Origin of the sequence: Frankia sp. R43 (assembly GCF_001306465.1) — a bacterium.
In the GTDB taxonomy this organism is placed as follows: domain Bacteria; phylum Actinomycetota; class Actinomycetes; order Frankiales; family Frankiaceae; genus Parafrankia; species Parafrankia irregularis.
On the sequence record NZ_LFCW01000013.1, the window covers coordinates 20,322 to 40,916 of the forward strand.

Annotated in this window: 21 protein-coding genes and 2 riboswitches; of the genes, 15 read left to right on the plus strand and 6 right to left on the minus strand. The window is 71.3% G+C overall.

What is annotated here, in order from left to right; all coding sequences use genetic code 11:
- Window positions 1–89 precede the first annotated feature (89 nt).
- Entirely contained in the window at window positions 90–407 is a 318-nt protein-coding gene (locus ACG83_RS38270; protein WP_054571161.1) for a GlsB/YeaQ/YmgE family stress response membrane protein, read from the minus strand.
- Between the two features lie 95 nt (window positions 408–502).
- Between ACG83_RS38270 and ACG83_RS38275 the strand changes: the two genes are divergently transcribed.
- From ACG83_RS38275 to ACG83_RS38285, 3 genes are all read left to right on the plus strand, one after another.
- Window positions 503–1,594: a thiamine pyrophosphate-dependent enzyme gene (locus ACG83_RS38275; protein WP_054571162.1), complete on the plus strand. Its 1,092-nt coding sequence runs from the start codon at window positions 503–505 to the stop codon at window positions 1,592–1,594.
- A gap of 4 nt (window positions 1,595–1,598) precedes the next feature.
- Entirely contained in the window at window positions 1,599–2,378 is a 780-nt protein-coding gene (locus tag ACG83_RS38280; protein ID WP_054571163.1) for an enoyl-CoA hydratase, read from the plus strand.
- 74 nt (window positions 2,379–2,452) lie between these two features.
- Complete coding sequence (locus tag ACG83_RS38285; protein ID WP_054571164.1) at window positions 2,453–4,096, plus strand: aldehyde dehydrogenase family protein; 1,644 nt, start codon at window positions 2,453–2,455, stop codon at window positions 4,094–4,096.
- Here the strand turns inward: ACG83_RS38285 and ACG83_RS38290 are convergent.
- Complete coding sequence (locus ACG83_RS38290; protein ID WP_054571165.1) at window positions 4,068–4,697, minus strand: response regulator; 630 nt, start codon at window positions 4,695–4,697, stop codon at window positions 4,068–4,070. The two genes, ACG83_RS38285 and ACG83_RS38290, sit on opposite strands and share 29 nt — an antisense overlap.
- Before the next feature lie 180 nt (window positions 4,698–4,877).
- Here ACG83_RS38290 and ACG83_RS38295 point away from each other — a divergent pair, with 180 nt between their 5' ends.
- The 5 genes from ACG83_RS38295 (at window position 4,878) to ACG83_RS38315 (ending at window position 7,766) form a co-directional block, all read left to right on the plus strand.
- Window positions 4,878–5,534 carry a response regulator transcription factor gene (locus ACG83_RS38295; protein ID WP_054571166.1) on the plus strand — a complete coding sequence of 219 codons (657 nt, stop codon included), beginning with the start codon at window positions 4,878–4,880 and terminating at the stop codon, window positions 5,532–5,534.
- A gap of 294 nt (window positions 5,535–5,828) precedes the next feature.
- Window positions 5,829–6,062: a hypothetical protein gene (locus ACG83_RS38300; RefSeq protein ID WP_006543191.1), complete on the plus strand. Its 234-nt coding sequence runs from the start codon at window positions 5,829–5,831 to the stop codon at window positions 6,060–6,062.
- 59 nt (window positions 6,063–6,121) lie between these two features.
- Window positions 6,122–6,730, plus strand: a complete 609-nt coding sequence (locus ACG83_RS38305) for a DUF5134 domain-containing protein (protein ID WP_235498452.1) — start codon at window positions 6,122–6,124, stop codon at window positions 6,728–6,730.
- A gap of 119 nt (window positions 6,731–6,849) precedes the next feature.
- Window positions 6,850–7,380, plus strand: coding sequence for an LppP/LprE family lipoprotein (locus ACG83_RS38310; protein ID WP_054571168.1), 531 nt, complete (start codon window positions 6,850–6,852; stop codon window positions 7,378–7,380).
- Window positions 7,381–7,415: 35 nt separating this feature from the next.
- On the plus strand, window positions 7,416–7,766 hold the full coding sequence (locus tag ACG83_RS38315) for a hypothetical protein (protein ID WP_054571169.1): 351 nt from the start codon (window positions 7,416–7,418) through the stop codon (window positions 7,764–7,766).
- Between the two features lie 149 nt (window positions 7,767–7,915).
- On the opposite strand, the gene mce is transcribed toward ACG83_RS38315, so the two are convergent.
- The 4 genes from mce to ACG83_RS38335 form a co-directional block, all read right to left on the minus strand.
- Window positions 7,916–8,341, minus strand: a complete 426-nt coding sequence (gene mce / locus ACG83_RS38320) for a methylmalonyl-CoA epimerase (RefSeq protein WP_006543187.1) — start codon at window positions 8,339–8,341, stop codon at window positions 7,916–7,918.
- A gap of 487 nt (window positions 8,342–8,828) precedes the next feature.
- Window positions 8,829–9,572: a peptidoglycan-binding protein gene (locus tag ACG83_RS38325; protein WP_054571170.1), complete on the minus strand. Its 744-nt coding sequence runs from the start codon at window positions 9,570–9,572 to the stop codon at window positions 8,829–8,831.
- Window positions 9,573–9,844: 272 nt separating this feature from the next.
- Window positions 9,845–10,046, minus strand: a riboswitch (cyclic di-AMP (ydaO/yuaA leader).
- Between the two features lie 520 nt (window positions 10,047–10,566).
- On the minus strand, window positions 10,567–11,829 hold the full coding sequence (gene glyA, locus ACG83_RS38330; RefSeq protein ID WP_054571171.1) for a serine hydroxymethyltransferase: 1,263 nt from the start codon (window positions 11,827–11,829) through the stop codon (window positions 10,567–10,569).
- 29 nt (window positions 11,830–11,858) lie between these two features.
- Window positions 11,859–11,947: riboswitch (ZMP/ZTP riboswitch) on the minus strand.
- A 146-nt stretch (window positions 11,948–12,093) separates the two neighbouring features.
- Entirely contained in the window at window positions 12,094–12,765 is a 672-nt protein-coding gene (locus tag ACG83_RS38335) for a TetR/AcrR family transcriptional regulator (RefSeq protein ID WP_198955694.1), read from the minus strand.
- A 117-nt stretch (window positions 12,766–12,882) separates the two neighbouring features.
- On the opposite strand from ACG83_RS38335, the gene ACG83_RS38340 reads away from it, so the two are divergent.
- The 7 genes from ACG83_RS38340 (at window position 12,883) to ACG83_RS38365 (ending at window position 20,589) form a co-directional block, all read left to right on the plus strand.
- Window positions 12,883–13,710, plus strand: a complete 828-nt coding sequence (locus ACG83_RS38340) for an SDR family NAD(P)-dependent oxidoreductase (protein WP_054571172.1) — start codon at window positions 12,883–12,885, stop codon at window positions 13,708–13,710.
- A gap of 192 nt (window positions 13,711–13,902) precedes the next feature.
- Window positions 13,903–13,977, plus strand: a complete 75-nt coding sequence (locus ACG83_RS48250) for a putative leader peptide (protein WP_369809824.1) — start codon at window positions 13,903–13,905, stop codon at window positions 13,975–13,977.
- 515 nt (window positions 13,978–14,492) lie between these two features.
- Window positions 14,493–16,022 carry an ABC transporter substrate-binding protein gene (locus ACG83_RS38345; RefSeq protein WP_054571242.1) on the plus strand — a complete coding sequence of 510 codons (1,530 nt, stop codon included), beginning with the start codon at window positions 14,493–14,495 and terminating at the stop codon, window positions 16,020–16,022.
- A 2-nt stretch (window positions 16,023–16,024) separates the two neighbouring features.
- Entirely contained in the window at window positions 16,025–17,092 is a 1,068-nt protein-coding gene (locus tag ACG83_RS38350; protein ID WP_054571173.1) for an ABC transporter permease, read from the plus strand.
- A complete protein-coding gene (locus ACG83_RS38355; RefSeq protein WP_054571174.1) occupies window positions 17,089–18,156 on the plus strand; it encodes an ABC transporter permease in 1,068 nt (355 codons plus the stop codon). Before ACG83_RS38350 ends, ACG83_RS38355 begins: the two co-directional genes overlap by 4 nt.
- Window positions 18,149–19,219, plus strand: a complete 1,071-nt coding sequence (locus tag ACG83_RS38360) for an ABC transporter ATP-binding protein (protein ID WP_054571175.1) — start codon at window positions 18,149–18,151, stop codon at window positions 19,217–19,219. The genes ACG83_RS38355 and ACG83_RS38360 overlap by 8 nt, the downstream gene beginning before the upstream one ends.
- Window positions 19,216–20,589 carry an ABC transporter ATP-binding protein gene (locus ACG83_RS38365; protein WP_235498454.1) on the plus strand — a complete coding sequence of 458 codons (1,374 nt, stop codon included), beginning with the start codon at window positions 19,216–19,218 and terminating at the stop codon, window positions 20,587–20,589. Before ACG83_RS38360 ends, ACG83_RS38365 begins: the two co-directional genes overlap by 4 nt.
- The last annotated feature ends 6 nt before the right edge of the window (window positions 20,590–20,595 follow it).

Below are 20,595 nucleotides of genomic sequence, written 5' to 3' on the forward strand. Positions count from 1 at the left end.
CGGGGCCGCGGGCACCGGTGGGTGCCGTCGGCCCCGGGGCGGGTCGCCGTGCTGGCCACGCAGCACCTCGCATGGCCTGGCGGGGCGGACTAGTGGTGCGCGGTGTATCGGTCACGGTCGCTGCGTGCGTGCGCCTTGGCGCGACTGGCCCACAGCGGGGCGGCGACGGCGACCAGGGCGACCGCGACGCCGATCTGAAGAACATGGCGAATCCAGTCGATACCCGACGTGTTGCGCACCCCGATCGCGCTCGCTATGACATTTCCGACGAGGGCGCCGACGATACCGATGGCCACGGTGAGCCAGAGCGGGATGTCGTACCGGCCGTGCCCGGCCGCGCGTGCGATGAAGCGCGCGATGAGCCCGATGACGAGACCTGCCACTACTATCCACAGAATTTGAAACACGACGGATGGCCCCCTGGGTCGGGTGATGGATACCCCGGGTTTCCCCTCCGTTCCAGCGTCGCAAACGAGTCGTCGACCAGACGGGATGAATACGGATGTCGTTGATGGCGGAACGCGGTGAGAACGCAACGCCGTTTGACGAGGGCGTTCGGCTGCTGGCACCGGACGGGTCGCTCGTCGATGATCCGCGGTTCGCGGTGCGCGCGGATTCTCGCCAGACGGAGTCGTTTTACCGGGAGATGGTGCGGGCCCGGCGGCTGGACGAGGAGGCGACAGCCCTGCAGCGGCAGGGGGAGCTGGTCCTGTGGATTCCGCTGCGTGGCCAGGAGGCCGCGCAGGTGGGCTCGGCGGCGGCCGCCCGCCCGGGCGACTTCCTGTTCCCCAGCTACCGGGAACACGCGGTGGCCTGGCATCGGGGTATCCCGCCGGTGGAGGTCCTGCGGCTGCTGCGTGGCGTGACGCACGGCGGCTGGGATCCGGAGCTGTACAAGGTGGCCAACTACGTGCTGGTGCTGGCCTCGCAGACGTTGCACGCGGTCGGCTACGGCCTCGGCGTGCGAATCGACGAAGGCGTCGCTCGAGATGGCGACCCGCAGGTGGTGATGGTCTATCTCGGCGACGGTGCGATGAGTCAGGGCGACGCCAACGAGGCCTTCGTCTGGGCGGCCAGTTTCGCGGCACCCGTGGTGTTCTTCTGCCAGAACAACCAGTGGGCGATCTCCACGCCGAGCCGTCGCCAGTCGCCGGTGCCGCTCGCGCGGCGCGCGGAGGGGTTCGGCTTTCCCGGGGTCCGGGTCGACGGCAACGACGTTCTCGCCGTGCATGCGGTGACCGGCTGGGCGCTTGAGCACGCCCGTTCCGGCCAGGGCCCCGTGCTCGTCGAGGCCAACACCTACCGGATGGCACCGCACACGACGTCCGACGACGCGACCAGGTACCAGGAGCCGGCCGAGGTCGCCTGGTGGGGCGCGCGGGACCCGATCGACCGGCTGGAGCGGCTGCTGGCACACACCCACGAGCCGGCCTGGTTCGCACAGGTGCGTGCCGAGGCCGACGCCGACGCCGACGCGCTGCGCCGACAGTGCCTGGCGCTGCCGGATCCGAGCCCGTGGTCGCTGGTCGATCACGTGCTCGTTGGTGGCTCCTCACTACTGCGGGAGCAGCGAGGGCAGATCTGGGAGGGTTGACGCCGTGATAGATGTCGAAATCCACGCCGGATCCGAATCGTCCGCCGACGCCGACAGCCCCGCCGGAACCGGCCACAAGATCGCGATTGTGCGCATCGACCGGCCGGATCGGCGCAACGCCCTGGACATCGACCACTGCCAGGGCCTGCGCGACGGCGTCGGGCAGGCGGTGGACGCCGGCGCGCGCGCCATCGTCCTCACCGGTGTCGGCACCAGCTTCTGCGCCGGCGCGGACCTCGACCAGGTGTACGGCGAGGCGTTCACCGAGGCGCTCTACGCGGCACTGCACGCCATCACCGATGCCGCCGTTCCGGTGATCGCGGCCGTCAACGGCCCGGCGATCGGCGCCGGTCTGCAGCTCGCCCTCGCCGCCGACCTGCGGGTGGCCGCCGAACGTGCCTCGTTCGCGATTCCGACGGCGCGGCTGGGCCTCGCGGTCGACCCGTGGACGCTCAGCCGCCTCGCCGCGCTCGCCGGTGGCGGGACGGCACGCGCGGTCGTGATCGGCTGCGAGAGCGTGGCGGCGCAGCGGGCGATCGACCTCGGCCTGGTGCAGCGCTCCGGTGAGCTCGACGTCGCCGTCGCCTGGGCCCAGGAGCTGGCCGGGCTAGCGCCGTTGACGCTCGCGTACTCGAAGCGGGCGTTCAACGAGGCCGTGGACGCGACCGCCCGGCCGTCGGCGGCCGTGACCGCCGCCTATGAGGCATGCTGGGCCAGCGACGACGCCCAGGAAGGCCGCCGGGCGCGAGCTGAGAAGCGCCCCCCGATCTTCCAGGGCAAATAGGGCCCGCGGCCCGACGACGGGGCGGGTGCGTCCGGACGCAGGGCCATCGGACGTGGGGACGAAGGTGGAACGTCATGGCAGCGCAGGCAGCGGAAGCGAAGTTCGAGTCACGTAACCCGGCGACCGACGAGGTCGTCGGAACCTTCGCGGTGATGTCCGCCGACGAGGTGGTCGCTGCCGTGCGGTCGGCGCGGTCCGCGCGGTCGGCGTGGCAGGCGGCCGGCTTCGCCGGCCGGCGGGCCGCCCTGCTGCGCTGGGCGGCCTGGCTGGCCGCCCATGAGCATGAGATCGTCGACCTCGTCCACGCCGAGAACGGCAAGCTGGCGATCGCCGCCCGCCTCGAGCTCCTGCTGACCTGCGAACACATCCGCTGGGCGGCGCGCAACGCCCGCCCGGTGCTGCGCGAGCGCCGGGCCCGTACCACCGCGTTGATGATCGACTACGCCGCGCGGGTCGGCTACCTGCCCTACGGCGTGGTCGGGGTGATCGGGCCGTGGAACTACCCGCTGCTGACCCCGACCGGTTCCCTCGCCTACGCGCTCGCCGCGGGCAACACGGTCGTGTTCAAGCCCAGTGAGCTGACCTCCGCGCTGGGCCTGCTCCTCGTCGAGGGCTTCACCGCGGCGAACCCGGAGCTGCCCGACGGCGTCCTCGTCGGGGTGACCGGTGGCGGCGAGACCGGGACGGCCCTGTGCCGGGCGGGTGTCGACAAGATCGCCTTCACCGGGTCGGGCGCGACAGCCAGGAAGGTGCTCGCGACCTGCGCGGAGACGCTCACCCCGGTGGTCGCCGAGTGCGGCGGCAAGGACGCGGCGATCGTGGCCGAGGACGCCGACATCGCCGCCGCGGCGAGGATGGTGGCCTGGGGCGCGGCCTCGAACGCCGGGCAGACCTGCGCCGGGGTCGAACGTGTCTACGTCGTGGCCGGTGTGCGCGATGCCTTCCTCACCGAGCTGGGCCGCCAGCTCGCCGACGTCCGGCCCGGGTCTGATCCACAGGCCGCCTACGGCCCGATGACGATGCCGGGCCAGGCCGACGTCGTCCGCCGCCATGTCGCGGATGCGCTCGCCCGCGGCGGGTCGGCCCTGCTCGGCGGGCCGCAGGCGGTGCGCGGCCGGTTCGTCGATCCGATCGTGCTGGTCGACGTGCCAGAGGACAGCACGGCGGTCCAGGAGGAGACGTTCGGCCCGACCATGACCGTGCGGACCGTCGCCGACGTCGACGAGGCGATCGCCCTGGCCAACGACAGCCGCTACGGACTGGGCGCGGCGGTCTTCTCCCGGGCCCGGGGCGAGGAGATCGCCGGGCGCCTCGATGCGGGCATGGTGTCGGTGAACTCGGTGTTGTCCTTCGCCGCGATCCCCGCCCTCCCGTTCGGCGGGCGCGGCGAGAGCGGGTTCGGGCGGATCCACGGGGCTGACGGCCTGCGCGAGTTCGCCCGGCCCCGATCGGTCGCCGCCCGCCGCCCGGGCGTCCGGGGCCTCGACGTCACCCGGTTCGACCCGTATCCAGGGACGTCCACCGTGCTGAGGGCGGCATTGCGGGTGCGTCACCGCGGCGTGCCCACGACCGGCAGCGCTACGGGGACGACGATGGACGGTGCGACCGGGACTACGGCTGGCAGCGCGACCGGGACGATGGCCGGAAGCCCGGCTGGGACGACGGCCGGCGGTGCGGCGGGCCGGCTGCTCAGGCGGGTGCGAGCAGCCAGGCGATGAGCTCGGCGGCGACCGGGCCAGCGGTGCCGCCCAGGCCGAGCGGGAACCCGAGCGTGTCGCGCAGCCCCGCCAGGACCGGCTCGCTGACCGCCTTCCCCTGCACCGCGAGCACCAGCGCGGCTCGCTGACGGTCATCCAGCACGGCGAGCGCCGGTGCGGCACCGGGCCGGCTCAGCAGCTGGCGGGCCACGTCGTTGTCGACGACCACCTCGCCTGCCGACAGCCGGGTCAGCACCGACCGCAGCTGGTCGCGGTCCGTGATCGTCGACTTCAGGACGTAGCCGACGCCGCCTGGTGAGTCGCGCAGCAGGTCTGCCGCGTACGGCGCCTCGTCGTCAGCGGAGAAGACCAGCACCGCCGTGGCCGGGCGCAGCGCCTTGATCTGCCGCGCGGCACGCAGGCCCTCGTCGGTGAGGGTCGGCGGCATCCGCATGTCGACCAGGGCGACGTCCACCGGCTCGGTGACGGGGGCGTCCGTGACGACGTCGACGAGGTCGTGACCGCGGCCGACGACCGCGACGACCTGCGCGCCGACACTGGCCACGAGCGCACGCAGCCCCGCGCGCAGATGTGGGCTGTCATCCGCGATCGCTACCCGCATCGGTCAGGTCTACCGGACCCGTCCCGGTGCGGCTACCGGCCCTACCCCGGAACGTCCGGGGGTTATCCCGGTGTGATCGGGACAGTGAGCCCTTCCACCTCACGGTGCACGGGCAGGGTGCCGCAGGCCGGAGTCGACGATGGAAAAGGCTCAGCGAGCACCGGCGTGAGAAGATCCGGTGTGCGTGTTGCGATCGCGGAGGACAGTGGGCTCATCAGAGAGGCACTCGGTGTTCTGCTCACGACGATCGGCGTCCAGGTCACGGCGTCGGTGCCGACCGGCACCGAACTGCTCGCGGCCGTGCGCGAGGCTCCTCCCGACGTCGCGATCGTGGACATGCGGATGCCGCCCACCCGGACCAACGAGGGGCTGCTGACCGCCCGCGCGTTGCGCGACGCGCACCCGTCGATGGGCATTCTCGTCGTCACCGCCCACGACGACGACCCGTTCGCGGCCGACCTTTTCGCCGGCGGTGCCGACGGTATCGGCTACATGCGCAAGGACAACATCACCAACCGGCAGGCGCTGCGGGACGCGCTCGAGCGCCTGCGGGACGGGCAGCCCGTCATCGACTCGCACATCGCCGCGCGCCTGCTCGCCGGCTACCCGCAGTCGCACCGCCTGCTCGGGCTGTCCGACCGCGAACGGCGAATCCTCGAACTGATGGCGCAGGGGCTGTCGAACAGCGGGATCTCCCAACAGGTGCACCTGAGCCCGAAGACGGTCGAGTCCCACATCGCCAGCATCTTCACCAAGCTCGGCCTGCGGATGGAGCCCACCGAGAACAGGCGCGTGCTCGCGGTGCTCGCCTGGCTGGAGGCCGCACGGCACAGCTGAGCGGCGCAGCTGAGCGGCGCAGCTGAGCGGCGCAGCTGGGTGCGGCACCCGGCCGGGCGCCGCACCCAGCTGTGGTTGCCTGGGGTCAAGTAGCGTCTGTCTGGCGCCGGATGGCGTCCGGGTGGTGGCGAGCGGCGCCCGGGCGGCGTCGGGCGGCGTCTGGCCTGCGCCGGGGAGCGCCTGCCGGGCACCTTGTCACGACAATGTGATGGTGTTCGGAACGCCCCGGCTCGACGGGCCCGACGGCTTACACTTCAGATGATCTTCTGTTTGCCGTGTCAGCGGGGAGGTGCTGTGAGCGGTTCGGAAGCATTGAGTCGCGTCATCACGTTCTGTGGCAAGTGCAGCTGTGGCTGCCCGGAGCTCTATATCGATCATGAGGCTGAGGCCACCCGGAGGGTTGTGCTCACGGACGACTTCGGCCAGCGGATCCAGATGAGCATCGAGCAGCTCGAAGTCATCGTCGACGAGGCCCGCGCGGGCCGGATCACCTCCCTGGTGGCGGCCGAAATCGCCGCCGGAGGGTGACCGGTCATCCTCATTCCGTAGCGGCCGAGCTCGGTCCGCTACCGGGGCCGGTCACCGCCGTGGCTGCCGCGGCGGCCGCGGTGGTGGCGGCGGTTCACCTCGTGCGGCTGTACGGGCTGCTTCGCTCCACCCCGGCCGGGCGCCTGACGCTCGGTCATCCGGCGGCTGGCCATCCGGTGGCTGGCCATATGGTCGCCGACGGCTGGATCGAAGTCGCCCACGTGCTGGTCGCGGCGGGGATGGCGGTGATGTTCGTCGGCCCGCCGCGGCTCATCGGCTCGTGGCCGTTCTTCGCCGTGTACCTGGCACTCGCGCTCGTCATGCTGGCGATGGTGGTGCTGCATCCGCACTGTGGGACGCCCGGAGTCTGGTCATGCTGCGCCATGGTCGTCGTCGAGTCGGCGGCGATGGCGTGCATGTCGGGCGCGGTCGGTTTCGCGGGCTGGCCGCTGCGCACCGACGGCGCCCTCGGCGCCTGGTGCGTCGCCGTCTTCGCCGGAGCCTGCCTGGTGGCGCTGGTGGGCCTGCCCGCCCGCTGGGCGGCGCGGACATCCGCCCGCAGGATCACCGCCTGGCTGGTCAGGGCGTTTCCGGATCCGGTCGTTCCGCGTGGCACCAGGCTTGTCATGTCAGGCGGGATGGTGCTGATGTTTCTCGGGCACGTCTGACCGCGATGTTCTGATCCGCGCTGTTCCGATAGCGCGCGAATCGCCTTCCTGGCGGGCGGAGCGCGCCACGGGCGCCTATGGTCACCCGGTTGGCGGAAACGAGGCCAAGGGGGCGACCCATGCGGCGCATCGTGCTCATCTTCGTGCTGACCTTCACTGCAGTGCTGACCGTGACGGCTTCGGCGAGTTTCGCCGCACCGGCGAGCGCACCGGCGAGCACACCGGCTGTCACATCAGGCACCGCGACACCTGCCGCCCCGGCCGGTGCGTTGACACCCGCGCAGGCGGTGCAGCTGGTGCGGGAACGCGGCTACACGCCGATGGGGAGCAGCAGCTACGAACCCGCCTGGGCGCTGAGCGCGATCGTGGGGCGGTTGACGTCATCCGTGGACGGACATCCGCAGCAGGCGTTCTTCTTCAGTCAGGGCCGGTTCGTCGGAACCGACAGCGTCCCGAGTGCGAACGTGCGATGGGTGTGGTCCACGAGCGACACCGTGGCGCTTCAGTACGACCTGTACCGCCCTGATGATCCGATGTGCTGCCCGTCGGCGGGGGCGGCCACGGTGCGCTTCCGGTGGAACGGCACCGCGGTGCAGGCGCTCGACCCGATCCCGACCAACGACTGGTCGGCTCCGACGAGCCGCCGCTGAGCCGGCCATGTTCTACGTCCTGTAGAAAAGACGTCATGGGCGTGGTCTACGACATCGTTGTTGTGTTTCACCTGGTCGGGATGGCCATGATTGTCGGAGGGTGGCTCGCGCAGATCCGCTCGCCGCATCCGGTCATCACGCCCGGCATCCTGCACGGCGCCCTCGTCCAGATCGTCACAGGCATGATCCTGGTGGGGCTGGCGTCCAGCGGGGCCGTGGACCGGGACGTGGACAACGCCAAGATCGCGGTCAAGCTCGTCGTCGCGGCGGCCGTCGCCGGCATCGCCGTCGTGGGCAACGCCCGCGGCCGCGAGGCGCCGGCGGCCCTGGCTCACGCCGCAGGTGGGCTCGGGGTGGCCAATGTGGCGATCGCGGTGCTGTGGTGACGATGGCAGCCGGGCGGGCCTTCACGGCCCACGGGTGATCGCGGGCTGCGGGCTGCGGGCTGGGGACTGCGGGCTGGGGGGGCACCGGGCGTCGGCGGGATGGCCGACGCCCGGTGCCTTGTGCGTGCAGCCGGTGCGGGGGCGCCGAGTCAGTGCCCTTCCGGTGCCTCGACCAACTCGGTGAGCACACCGCCGACACCCTTCGGGTGCATGAAGGCGATGCGGCTGCCGGCCGTGCCGTGCACGGGCGTCTTGTTGACCAGGTCGAAGCCGGCGACGGTGAGCGCCGCCAGCGCGGAGTCGATGTCACCCACGCCGTAGGCGATGTGGTGGATGCCCGGCCCCTTCTTGGCCAGGAACTTGCCGACCGGGGTGTCCTCGCGGATCGGCTCCAGCAGCTGGACGTAGGAACCGCCGGTGTCGCCCTTGTGGACCAGCAGCATGGCCTCGCGCACGCCCTGCGCCTCGTTGGTCTCCTGATGCGCGACCGTCAGGCCGAATGCGGCCTCGTAGCGAGGAATGGCCTCCTCCAGCGAGGCCACGGCGATCCCGACATGGTCGATCCTGGTCAGCACAACATCGCTCCTGGTCGTAGGACGGTCGGCCCGTGGCGGCGTCCGGCCCGGGCCCAGCCTCCGAGAGTGCCCGGATACGGCGTTGCGGTCCACTGAATCCAGTACGCCGTGTCCCGGTCACCACCGACCTGTGGCGCGCGTCACCCCGGGCTTCGTCGAAGTTTCATGACGAGTGGTGCGGGAAGGTCCCAGTCACCGCAGTCGGTATGAATTCCCCGCTCGGACCCACAAGAAGATCCGTGTTGTCTGTAGTGATTAATGGAAGGCGTGTAACGGTGCCTGGAGCTCGGCTGGATCGCATTTCTGCCGAGTCGATGCCAGGGGTGCGGCTTATCGCCGGAAAACGCGGCGTCCCCGCCGTGACGCCTCTGGATGTCCAGGGGCCCGCGGCGGGGACGGTGCGTCGAGTCGATCGACGATTCCGATCAGCTTACGAGGGGCAGCTGATCGACCGGTCGCTCGCTCGGGTATTCGGTTGTGCGGCCGATCAGCCGAACAGGGCCTTGTGGGTGAGCGGGCCGATGACGCCGTCGGGCACCAGGCCGTGCTTCTTCTGGAAGTCGATGACCATGTGGTTGGTCTGCGGTCCGAAGTAGCCGTCGACGACGATCGGGTAGCCGAGCTTACGCAGCTGGTCCTGCACCAGGGAGACATCCCAGCGGGGGCCGGACACGCCCAGCCGCATGTAGCCCGAGTCGACGGCGCGGTTGGCGCTGGTGGACGGCGCGGTGGACACCGTGGTGCTCACCGAGTTGCCCACGGCCGCGGCTGCTGCGGCTCCACGAGCCAGGTACTTCGTGTGCATGCCGTTGGTGTAGGCGCTCCACGCGGTGATGCCCTGGCTCTGGCAGACCTGCCGTGCGGCCCAGGCGTTGACGTTCGGGTCGTAGAGGTCGCGGTTTCCGACCCAGCTGGCATGCGCGCGCATGTTGATCTGCCACAGGCCGCGGGAGTCCTCGCCGACGGTCGCGTGGGCGGTGGTGTTGCCGCCGGACTCGGCGAGCGCGACGGCGACCCAGGTGCTCAGCGGAATTCCGCGGCAGGAGTTCAGGCCGGCGTTCTTCGCCGCCTGCGCGATGCTGGTGTCCGAGATTACCGCCGCGCTGGCGGGGCTCGCGGTGAAGAACAGGCCGGCGGATGCCCCGATGACGCTCGCCGCGGCAACAGCAGCGGAGCGACCACGGCCTCGGCGGCGGACGCTGGGGGACTTGCGGTGCTTTCCGGTCGACATCAAGATATCTCGTTTCTACGTTGAAGAGCAGGCGGGTAGGGCGTCTTCGGGCGCCAGTGATCCGTACACGGATCAATGAGTCGCGACGAAATGGGGTCGCGAAAAAAGGCGCACGAATGGACGCGCGTTCTGCTATCGGCGTGAAATTTGTCTGGGCCCGAGCGGGCCCCAGATCTCCGGTGTCAACCCCGGGTTACGGGCGCGGCGTTACCGCGGCGGCGTTCCGAGGGACGGATGCAGTCCCGGCTGCTATTCCAAGCATGCGTACACGCAGATCCTTCCCGTACGCCTGCGAGGTTAGCTGTCGGGTTCGGGCCGGGAAGCCCGGTCGGCGCGCGCTGCGCGGCGACTTCACCCCGAGGACGGCCGCCTGGGTGCGGTGGCCATCCGGAGGAACCTGGTTCCCCCGCTTCTGCCCTGGTGGTCACTAGGAGGGGACGACGGGCCTAGGGCAGAACTCGGCGTACGACCCGTCGCTTGTTTGGTGCCAACACACCGTAACGAACTACTAAGGGTAGTCGCAAGTCCCAGTTTTTGCCCTTTTGTGGCGCTACCTAGTCACGATGCGTACAACAGGTTGGTGTATGCGCACTGTACGCGACGAAGAGGGGGAGAGGGTCCGCCGAGTACCGCAGGTGCCGCCGATGTGGTGTATGCGGCGTTCTGCCGGCTGCTTGAGCTGCGCGTGGTGACCGGGTCGTCCGCGGAGGGTGGTGACCGATCCGCAGTGATCCCTGGCAGGCCTGTCGGCTCGCGATCGCCGAATCGGCTGTGATGTGCGTAGCATCTCCGGCGAGAGTGGAATACCGGACCCTGCCCCGTCCCCGTGGGGCCCTCGCCGACGTCCTACGGTGACTGGCGGGGCGGTTCCGCGGAACCGCCCCATACGTCGCGGGCAAGCTGGCGGTGTGGGCGCTCTCCCGTCGACCGCGCCGTCAGGAACAGGCTCGCCCGGCCAGCGGACCGGGCGAGCCCGAGCGGATGTGCGATGTGATCAGACCCAGCCGGACATCGGGTAGGCCGTCATCAGGTCGCGCACCTCGCCGGCGATGCGGCTGATGGTGGTCTCGTCGTCATCGCCCGCGGCCTTCACGGCCTCGTCGATCCAGCCCGCCAGCGTCGGCATCTGCTCCGGCTGCAGTCCGCGGGTGGTGATCGCGGCCGTTCCCAGCCGGACGCCGGACGGGTCGAACGGCTTGCGCGGGTCGAACGGAACGGTGTTGTAGTTGAGCTCGATACCGGCCCGGTCCAGCGCCTTCGCGGCCGGCTTGCCGGCGACGCCACGGCTGGTCAGGTCGATCAGGATCAGGTGGTTGTCGGTGCCGCCGGTGACGAGGTCGAAACCGCGGGCGGACAGCGCCTCGGCGAGCGCCTTCGCGTTCGCGACGACGCGGTGGGCGTACTCGCGGAAGTCCGGGGTGGTGGCTTCGCGCAGCGCGACCGCGATGGCGGCGGTCGTGTGGTTGTGCGGGCCGCCCTGCAGGCCTGGGAACACCGCCTTGTCGAGGGCGGACGCGTGCGCCGCGTCCGACATGATCATCGCGCCGCGGGGCCCGCGCAGGGTCTTGTGCGTGGTGGTGGTGATGACCGGCGCGTGGCCCACGGGCGAGGGGTGGGCGCCACCGGCGATCAGGCCGGCGATGTGGGAGATGTCCGCCACGAGCACGGCGTCGATCTCGCCCGCGATCGCCGCGAAGGCGGGGAAGTCGATGGTGCGGGGGATCGCGGTCCCACCACAGAAGATCACTTTTGGCCGGTGCTGGAGCGCGAGGTCGCGCACCTCGTCGAGGTCGACCCGCCCGGTGTCCTGGCGTACTCCGTACCGGACCCCCTGGAACCAGCGGCCGGTGGCCGACACCGTCCAGCCGTGGGTCAGGTGGCCACCCGAGGGCAGGCCCATGCCCATCACGGCATCGCCCGGCTGCAGGAACGCCAGGTAGACGGCCAGGTTGGCAGGCGAGCCGGAGTACGGCTGGACGTTCGCGTGCTCGACGCCGAACACCGCCTTCGCCCGGTCGATCGCCAGGGTCTCGACCGGGTCGATGAACTGCTGGCCCTCGTAGTAGCGCTTGCCGGCGTAGCCCTCGGAGTACTTGTTCGTCAGGACGGAGCCGGAGGCCTCGAGGACGGCGGTGGAGACGTAGTTCTCGGAGGCGATCAGGCGGATCTTCTCGAACTGGCGCTGGGCCTCGGACTCGACCAGGCCGGCGATCTCGGGGTCGCTGGCCGCCAGGTGCGTCATCGCGGGCTCGTGCATGTGGACCTCCAACGGGCATGCGGCGGACGTCGGAGTGCCCAGGCGCGCGGCACCGCCAGCAGATTCGTCGCTCCCCGGTGGTCACTTCCACCCGAGCACGCCAGTCACGACTGTTGCTCTGCATCGTAGTGGGCACGGCCTTGTCGCCCCGGAGGCCTGGACAGTGGACCGCCGTGACCAGGCGCCGGCCGGCACGCCGCCGCGCCGGCACGCCTGCCGCCGCACCGGCACCACGCCTGCCGCCATGTCACGCCTGCTGCCGCGTCACGCCCGAGGCTCGTCGTGCTCCGCGGCGCACTGACCGCTCAGCGCCTGTCGGGCCTGGTCGGGTCGAAGCGGTGGCTCGGGCAGCGGGTGGGCGGCCTCGGCGCGCAGGCCGTCCAGCATGATCGCGAGATGGCGTCGCCAGGCGCGGGGCGCGACGGCCGCGGTCGCCTCGACGGTGCGGGCGTGGCCCCACAGGACGAAGGCCATGTCCTCCAGGGTGATGTCCGCGCGCAGGACCGCGGCCTCCTGGGCCCGCACGATGACCTGCTGCATCAGCTCATAGCCGCGGGCCCGGGCCTGCTCGGCGGCGCCGCGCAGCGGCAGTGCCCGGGAGACGACGTCGTTGTAGCCGAGGTCGGCGGCCTGCAGCTCGCAGGTCTGTTCGAGCAGGAGGACGAGCGCCTGCCACGGGTCGTCCATGTCGAGCGCCGCTTCGGCGATGCGCACACTCGCCGCGACCCGGTCGGCGAACACGGCGTCGACGAGGTGGCCGCGGGTCGGGAACCGGTTGTACAGCGTGCCGATGCTCACCCGGGCGCGGCGGGCGATCTCCTCCAGGGGGACGTCGACGCCGCGCTCGGCGAACAGCTCGCGCGCGGCGGCGATCAGCTGCTCGCGGTTGCGGCGTGCGTCCCTGCGCAGGCCGGGCTCGTCTTCTGTCGGGGGCAATGTCCTCACCTGGGGAAGTTGACGGTGTCCTCAAGTTACCCTAGCCTCGGCCGAACTTGAGGGTCACCTCAAGTTCGGGGCGGCGGGGCGCCGGCTGTAGGGGAGAGATCGGTAGACGTGGGCAGATTCGTCATCTCGGGGGGAACCGACGGCATCGGGCGGGCCCTGGCCCTGCACTACCTGCGGGCGGGTGCCGACGTCGTGGTCATCGGCCGCAGCGAGGAGAAGTTCCGCCGCCTGGTCGCCGAGGCCGGCGGCGGCGTCAGTGGCGTCAGTGGCGCCGGGGTGGCCCATTTCGTCGGGGCGGACCTGGCGCTCGCCGCGGAGAACCGCCGGGTCGTCGCCGAGGTCACCGACAGGTTCCCCGCGATCGACGCACTCATCCTCTGTGCGGCCTACCTGCGCACCACCCGCACCGTCACGGCGGAGGGCCTCGAGCACACCTTCGCCCTCTACTACCTGAGCCGGTACCTGCTCAGTCACGGCCTGGCTGACCGGCTTGAGGCCGCCGAGCGGCCGGTGGTTCTGAACACCTCGGTGCCAGGTGCGTCTCGCGACGCCGTGAGGTGGGGCGACCTGCAGCTTGACCGGCGGTTCACCGCCCGGCGCGCCAACCAGCAGAGCCGGCGCGCCAACGAGCTGCTCGGTCTGATGTTGCGTGCGCGTCCGGCGGGCCGCATCCGTCACGTGCTCTACAACCCCGGCTTCGTGCGCACCAGCCATGCGGGTGCGCTGAGCCGGCCGGCGCGGGCGCTGGTGTCGGCGCTGGCCGCGGTCGCTGCCACCCCGGTCGACCGGGCGGTCGAACCGATCGTCGAGCTGATCGATCAGCCTCCGGAGCGCCAGGTGTCGGCCTACCGGCGCCGGCATCGGCTGCGGCTGAGTGCGGGAGCGGCCGACGTCGCCGATGCCGAACGGTTGCGGAGCGTTACCGATCGACTGTAACTACTCACCGTCGCGTATGGAGATTTTCTGGTGGTTGTTGTGACTGCTTGTCGACAAGGTCGGCAAGGTTCCAGTGATGGATCTCCACGGTGCGTGGTGAGATGGATGCGTACGGGTGGCTCGGAGCTTGTGAAATAGATCGCCCAGTTGTAGTGATTGACGTTTTACCTGGTCATCGGGCATTCTTCACCTATGCGGTGGACATACACCGGCGTGGCGCGCCGCTACGTCGACCTCGTGCGGATCGCCAGCGCCCTCTGTCGCTAGTCGTCGACGGCGTCCGGTGCCACGCTCCGTGGCACCCCGCCAGGTGTGCCTGGTCCTCTCCACCGGGTCCGGGTTGATGTAGGTAGCCACCGTCCGTCACCGGTGGACAGGTCGGGCACCCGCGCCCGTGCCAGCTGTACAGCCGGTCCCGAGATGCCTGCTGCCGGAGTTTCGTCTGCTGCTGGCATTGTCGTCCGCCTCCCGTCGGCGGACGTCGCTCCACCGCTCCCGTTCCGTGTTCCTCGTCCGCGCGCGGCGTCATCAGACGCCTGCGCGACCCTGCCCGCGCCCTGCCTGAGAACGCCCCGTGCCCTGCCACCGCCGGGTCGTGTTTTCAGCGCGCCCGTAACTAACCGACCGGCATCCGTACCGGTCGGCACCCCGCCATGCCTGACTTCCGCCTGACTTCTTCGCTGCCGCCTGACTTTTCTCATGCCTGAGAGGACCAACCCGTGAGTACCCCGAGGACGACCTTCCTGAGTTCCGCCTCGTCACCTGAGTCGGCGGCGCCGGTGATGGGGCGACGTGGGTTCCTGCGCCTGGGGGCGCTGGCCGGAGGCTCGATCCTGCTGGCGGCGTGCGGGGGCGGCGGTGACTCGGCCTCGGGCGGCAGCACCAGCGGGGGCACCCTGCGCTGGGGATGGGCGCTGGTCACCTCCTGGGACCCGATCACGTCGTCGGCCGGGTGGGACGTCCACGCCCTCTCGCTGGTCTACGCGGGCCTGACGAAGCTGGACGAGAAGGCGAACCCGGTGCCCGCGCTCGCCAGCTCCTGGGAGTACAGCGCCGACGGCACGTCGGTCACCTTCCACCTGCGCTCCGGGCTCACGTTCAGCGACGGCACCGCGGTGGACGCCGCCGCCGTCAAGAAGAGCCTCGAGCGCGGCCGGGACGCGAAGAACTCGTTGGTGGCCGCCCAGCTCGCCAGCCTCAAGGAGGTCGTGGCGGTCGACGCGACGACCGTCCGCATCGACCTGAAGAACACCGACTACCAGCTGCCCGCCATTCTCGCCGGCAAGACCGGGATGATCGTCAGCCCGAAGGCCATCGACACCGACGAGAAGGGCCTGGCCACCAAGCCGGTCGGCGCCGGCCCGTTCCAGCTGAACTCCTATGTGCCCAACGACAGCGCGAAGCTGACGCGCTTCGCCGGCTACTGGGATGCCGCCAACATCAAGCCGGACAACTTCGAGCTCTACCCGGCGCCCGAGGCCGCCACCGCCCTCGCGTCGCTTCAGTCGGGCCGCCTCGACGTCGCCATGATTCCCGCGTCGCAGCTCACCGCGGTCAAGGCCGCCGGGTTCGAGGTGCAGGTCATCTCGTCGCTGGTCATCAGCGTGCTCGACGTCAACAACACGGTGGCTCCGTTCGACAACCCCAAGGTCGTCCAGGCGATCAAGCATGCGGTCGACCGGAAGGCGCTGGTGGACACCGTCAACTTCGGTGTCGGCGAGGTCAACTACCAGCCGTTCCCAAAGGGGCACGCCGGGCACAACGCCGCCTTGGAGAACGCCTACCCGTACGACGTGGCCAAGGCCAAGAAGCTGCTCGCCGAGGCCGGGCACCCGGACGGCATCGACGTCACCCTCACCACCACGATCGCCGAGGGACTGCCCGAGCAGGTCCAGGCGCAGCTCGCCAAGGCCGGCATCCGGGTCAAGCTGGAGGTCATCCCGCAGGCCCAGGCGACCCAGCAGGTCTACATCCAGCGGGCGAAGCCGTTCTTCACCGACCAGTTCGCCGGGCGGGAGAGCCCCGTGCAGGCGTTCCAGGTGCTCTTCGGCGACCAGGGCCTGATGAACCCGGGCCGGACGAACCCGCCGGCGCTCAAGGAGGCGGTCGCGAAGATCACCGCGACGCCGCTGGACGACCCGAACTACGCGTCCGTCGTGCAGGCGGCCACGAAGATCGCTGTGGAGACCATGCCCAACGTCTTCCTCTTCAGCAACCCGCGGATCCTGGCCCGTCGCTCGAACGTGTCGCCGGTCGGCAGCTACCTGATGGCGCAGCGGTTCGAGGGCGTCACCGTGACCGGGAACAGCTGACCATGACCACCCTCGACGTCGTCGGCTCCGGAGGACGGGGCCAGCCGGAGCCGTCGCAGCCGTCGCGGCTCCCGGGGGGCGCGGGCCTGCTGCGCCGCTGGCGCCCATCGGGCCTGTCCGGGCTGGCCCGTGGCTTCGGTCAACTGCTGGCGGTGGGGGTGCCGGTGACACTGCTGGCGACCTTCATCACCTATGGCATGACCGCGCTCACCGACAGCAACCCGGCCGCGACCGTGCTCGGGGATCTCGCCACGCCGCAGGACATCGAGCGGATGAACCACCAGTTCGGGCTGGACCGGCCGTTCCTCGTCCAGTACGTGAGCTGGCTCGGCAACGCGCTCACCGGGGATCTCGGCTACTCCTACTTCACCACCCTGCCGGTGCGGGACAGCGTCGCGCAGGCTCTGCCGGTCGACCTGTCGATCACGCTGGTGGCCGCGGTGGTCGCCATCCTCGTCGGCGGGGTGACCGGGATCGCCGCGGCGCTGAACAACGGCGGGCGGCTCGACCGTGCGGTCACGGCGGTGTGCGCCGTGGCGTCGACCATCCCGCCGTTCGTCGTCGGGATCGGTCTGATCATCCTGTTCGCGGTGACGGTGCCGGTGCTGCCCTCCGGAGGGTACGTGCCGTTCACCGAGGACCCGGGCCAGTGGCTGAAGTTCGTGATCCTGCCGGGGATCGCACTCAGCGTGGAGTTCGGTGCGGAGCTCACGCGCCAGATCCGCACCTCCCTGGTGGGCACCCTGCGGGAGAACTTCGTGACCGGTGCCACCGTGCGAGGGCTGTCGGTGCGCAGGGTGGTGTTCGGCCATGCGCTGCGCAACGCCGTCGGGCCGGCGCTGACCGTTGTCGGCCTGTACGTGCCGCGGCTGATCGGCGGTGCGGTTGTCGCCGAGGCGGTCTTCAACCTGCCCGGTCTGGGGCAGCAGGCGCTGCAGGCCGCCGAGCGCGGTGACATTCCCGTCATCCAGGGCGTTCTCGTCACCTCGATCGCACTGGTGCTGGTCTGCAACGTCGCGGTCAACGTGGCGCTGGTGCGGCTCCGCCCCGCAGCGGAGCGGCGATCATGAGCGTGCTGCGCCGGATGATCCGGCTGCGTTCGGTGCGCCTCGCCCTGCTGGTACTCGCGGTCGTCGCCGTGCTCGCGGTCGCCGGCGGCTCCCTCGCGCCGCAGGACCCGATCGCCCAGGACCCGAAGGCGATCCTGCAGAACCCGAGCGGCGCCCACTGGCTGGGCACCGACTACCTGGGCCGCGACGTGCTGAGCCGGCTGATGGACGCCACCGGCCGCTCGGTGGTCGGCGCGGCCGAGGCGGTCGGCGTCGGGCTCCTGCTCGGCGCGCCCGCGGGGCTGGCGTCGGTGGTGTTCGGCCGGGCCTTCGAATGGCTCGCGCTGCGGATCAGCGACGCGCTGCTCACCCTGCCCTACATCATCTTCGCGATCGCGGTCACCGGGATCATCGGCAACGGCATCCATCAGGCGATGCTCGCGATCGGCCTGGTGCTCGCCCCGAACTACTTCCGGATCACCCGGGCCGCGACGCTCGGCCTGGCCTCCTCGCAGTACGTCGAGATCGCCGAGCTGGTCGGGGCGTCCCGCTGGTGGATCCTGCGGACGCACATCTGGAACAAGGTGCTTCCCACCATCGTGGTGACGGCGGCGAGTGGGGCGGCGGCGTCGCTGCTGGTGGTCTCGTCGCTGTCGTTCCTCGGCATCGGGACGAAGCCGCCCGCGCCCACCTGGGGCGGAATGCTCTCGTCGGACCTGAACTACCTCGCCCAGCGGCCCTGGGCACCGCTCGCGCCCTCGCTGGTGATCATCATCACGGTGGCCGCGCTGAACGCGCTCGCGGACGCGCTCCGTGACACCACCGGCATCGTCACCGGCGATCCGGCTCGCAGCGGCCGTGCCCGTGGCAGCGACTCCGCTGACACCGCCGAGACCAGCTCTGCCGCCACAGTCAGCTCTGCCGCCACAGTCAGCTCTGCCGCCACAGTCAGCTCCGCCGCCACAGTCAGCTCCGCCGTCGCGATCAGTTCCGCCGCGACGGCCACGGCCACCGGGCCCGTCGAGACCACCACGGCGGCCACGTCCTCCATACCCCGGCAGAACCGGGAGGTGCGCGATGCCTGACGACCTGCTTCGGGTCGAGGACCTGAACATCACCGTCGGCGGCGTGTCGTTCGGGCGGCGCCGCCGTGCCCGCGGCGCCGGCGGAGTCCCCGCCGTGCAGGGAGTCTCGTTCACCATCCGGCGCGGCGAGGCGGTGGGGTTCGTCGGCGAGTCCGGCAGCGGCAAGACCCTGACCTGCCGGGCCGCCCTCGGCGTGCTCGCGCCCGGCTGCACGGTCAGCTCCGGTGAGATCGACTTCGACGGGACGTCTCTCGTCGACCTGCCCAGGCGCCGCTGGGACGGGCTGCGCGGCACCCGGATCGGTGCGGTCTTCCAGGATCCCGGCTCGTACCTCAACCCGTCCCACACGGTGGGCCGCCAGCTCGCCGAGCAGTTCCGGATCAAGGTCGGGCACCGCCGCCGCGAAGCCCGCCAGGCCGCGATCGCGCTGCTCGGCACGCTCGGCCTGCACCAGCCCGAGCTGGTCTACCACCAGTACCCGCACGAGCTGTCCGGCGGCATGCTGCAACGGGTCGTGCTCGCGATCGCCGTCGCCGGTGAGCCGGACCTGCTCGTCGCCGACGAGGCGACGACCGCGCTCGATGTCACGGTGCAGGCGGAGGTGCTGGAGGCGCTGGACCTGCTGCGCGCCGAGCGGGGCCTCGCGATCCTCGCCGTCTCCCACGACCTCGCCGTGATCGCGCAGCTCTGCGACCGGATCCTGGTCTTCTACGCCGGCGAGATCGTCGAGGCCGGGCCCACGGCGGACGTCCTGGCGAACCCGCGGCACCCCTACACGGCAGCGTTGCTGCGGGTCGCCTCCGTCGGTGACTGGCGGCGCCGTGAGCTGGACGTCATCGACGGCGCCGCGCCGCCGGTGGGCGCGCGGATCACCGGCTGCCGGTTCGCCGACCGCTGCGCCTTCGTCACCGACGCCTGCCGCGCGGCGCCGGTGGAGCTGCGGGCGGCGGTGCCGGGCGCGCCGGCCGGTGCGCCCGGGGGAGAGCGGTTCGCACGGTGCGCCCGACTGGGCGAGATCGAACTGACGCCCCGAGTCCCCGAGCGAGCAGGAGCACCCACATGAACGCCACCAGGACCGCCGTTGTCACGGGGCCGTTCCCGGATGGTTCCGCGGAACCGCATCCGGACGGTTCCGCGGAACCGGTTCCGGTGGCTGCCGCGGCGCCGCTCCTGGAGGTCCGTGGCCTGACCGTCTCCTTCCGCGCCCGCAGTGGGCCGGGACGGCGCACGACCGTCCTGCGGGACGTCTCCCTGGCCGTCCGTCCCGGCGAGGTCGTCGGCGTCATCGGTGAGACCGGATCAGGCAAGACCACGCTCGCCCGCGCGATCGCCGGCCTGACCCGGGCCGACGCCGGCGAGGTCGAGGTCGACGGCCGGGATGTCCGCGGTCTGCGCCGCCGCGCCCGCCGGGACTTCCGCCGCAGCGGTGCCATCCGCTTCGTCTTCCAGGACCCGCTGCGCGCGCTCGATCCCGACCTCACCATCGGCACCAGCATCGCCGAGGGGCTCGCCGTCGCCGGCCGCGGCAGCCGCGACGACCGGCGCGCGGCCGTCGCCGACGCGCTGCGCCGGGTTGGTCTCGATCCCGCCGTGGCGGACCGCCTGCCCGGGGCGATCTCCGGTGGCCAGCGGCAGCGGGCGTCCATCGCCCGCGCGATCGTCGACGACCCGCGGCTGCTCATCTGTGACGAGCCCGTCAGCGCGCTGGACGGATCGAACCGCAACCTCATCCTTCGGCTGCTGGACGGGCTGCGCCATCAGCCCGCCGTGCCCGCCGATCCGGCTGTTTCCGCCAGCGCGGCCGATGCGGACCCTGGCCGTGGCCGGCTGGGGATCATCATCATCTCGCACGACCTGAGCTCGCTCGCCGGCATCGCGGACCGGGTCGTCGTCCTCTACCGCGGCCGCGTCGTCGAGGACGGCCCGATCGCCGAGGTGTTCGACCGGCCGCGGCATCCCTACACCGCGCTGCTGATCGCCTCGGCGCCGAGCATCCGCGACGAGGACGGCCCGACCCCGGCGCAGCTGCGGCGGCCCGCCGACAGGCCGGGCGCCGGGCGGCGGCCCGCCGACGCCTGCGGCTTCGCGCACCGGTGCCCATTCGCGACCGACGCCTGCGACCGGACCCCTGCCGCGCTGCCCGTCGCGGCCGGCTGGACCGTCGCCTGCCATCACACCGAGACCTGGCGGTCCTCACTACCGGCAACGTCGTCACCAGCGACGTCGCTACCGGCAACGTCGCCGCCGGCGCCTGCACGGTCCGCGGATCCCGGCCTGCCGGTCCGGCGCCACGACGTCGCCAGGCCATCGATCTCCGCCGCCGCGGGGCCTGGTACGACCGCCGTCCCGGCCCCCGCCGCCTCCGCACCTGCTGGCGCGCGCAGCGCCGTCGACGCGGGTGCGGCGCTGACCGCCCTGTCCACAAAGGAGTGAACAACG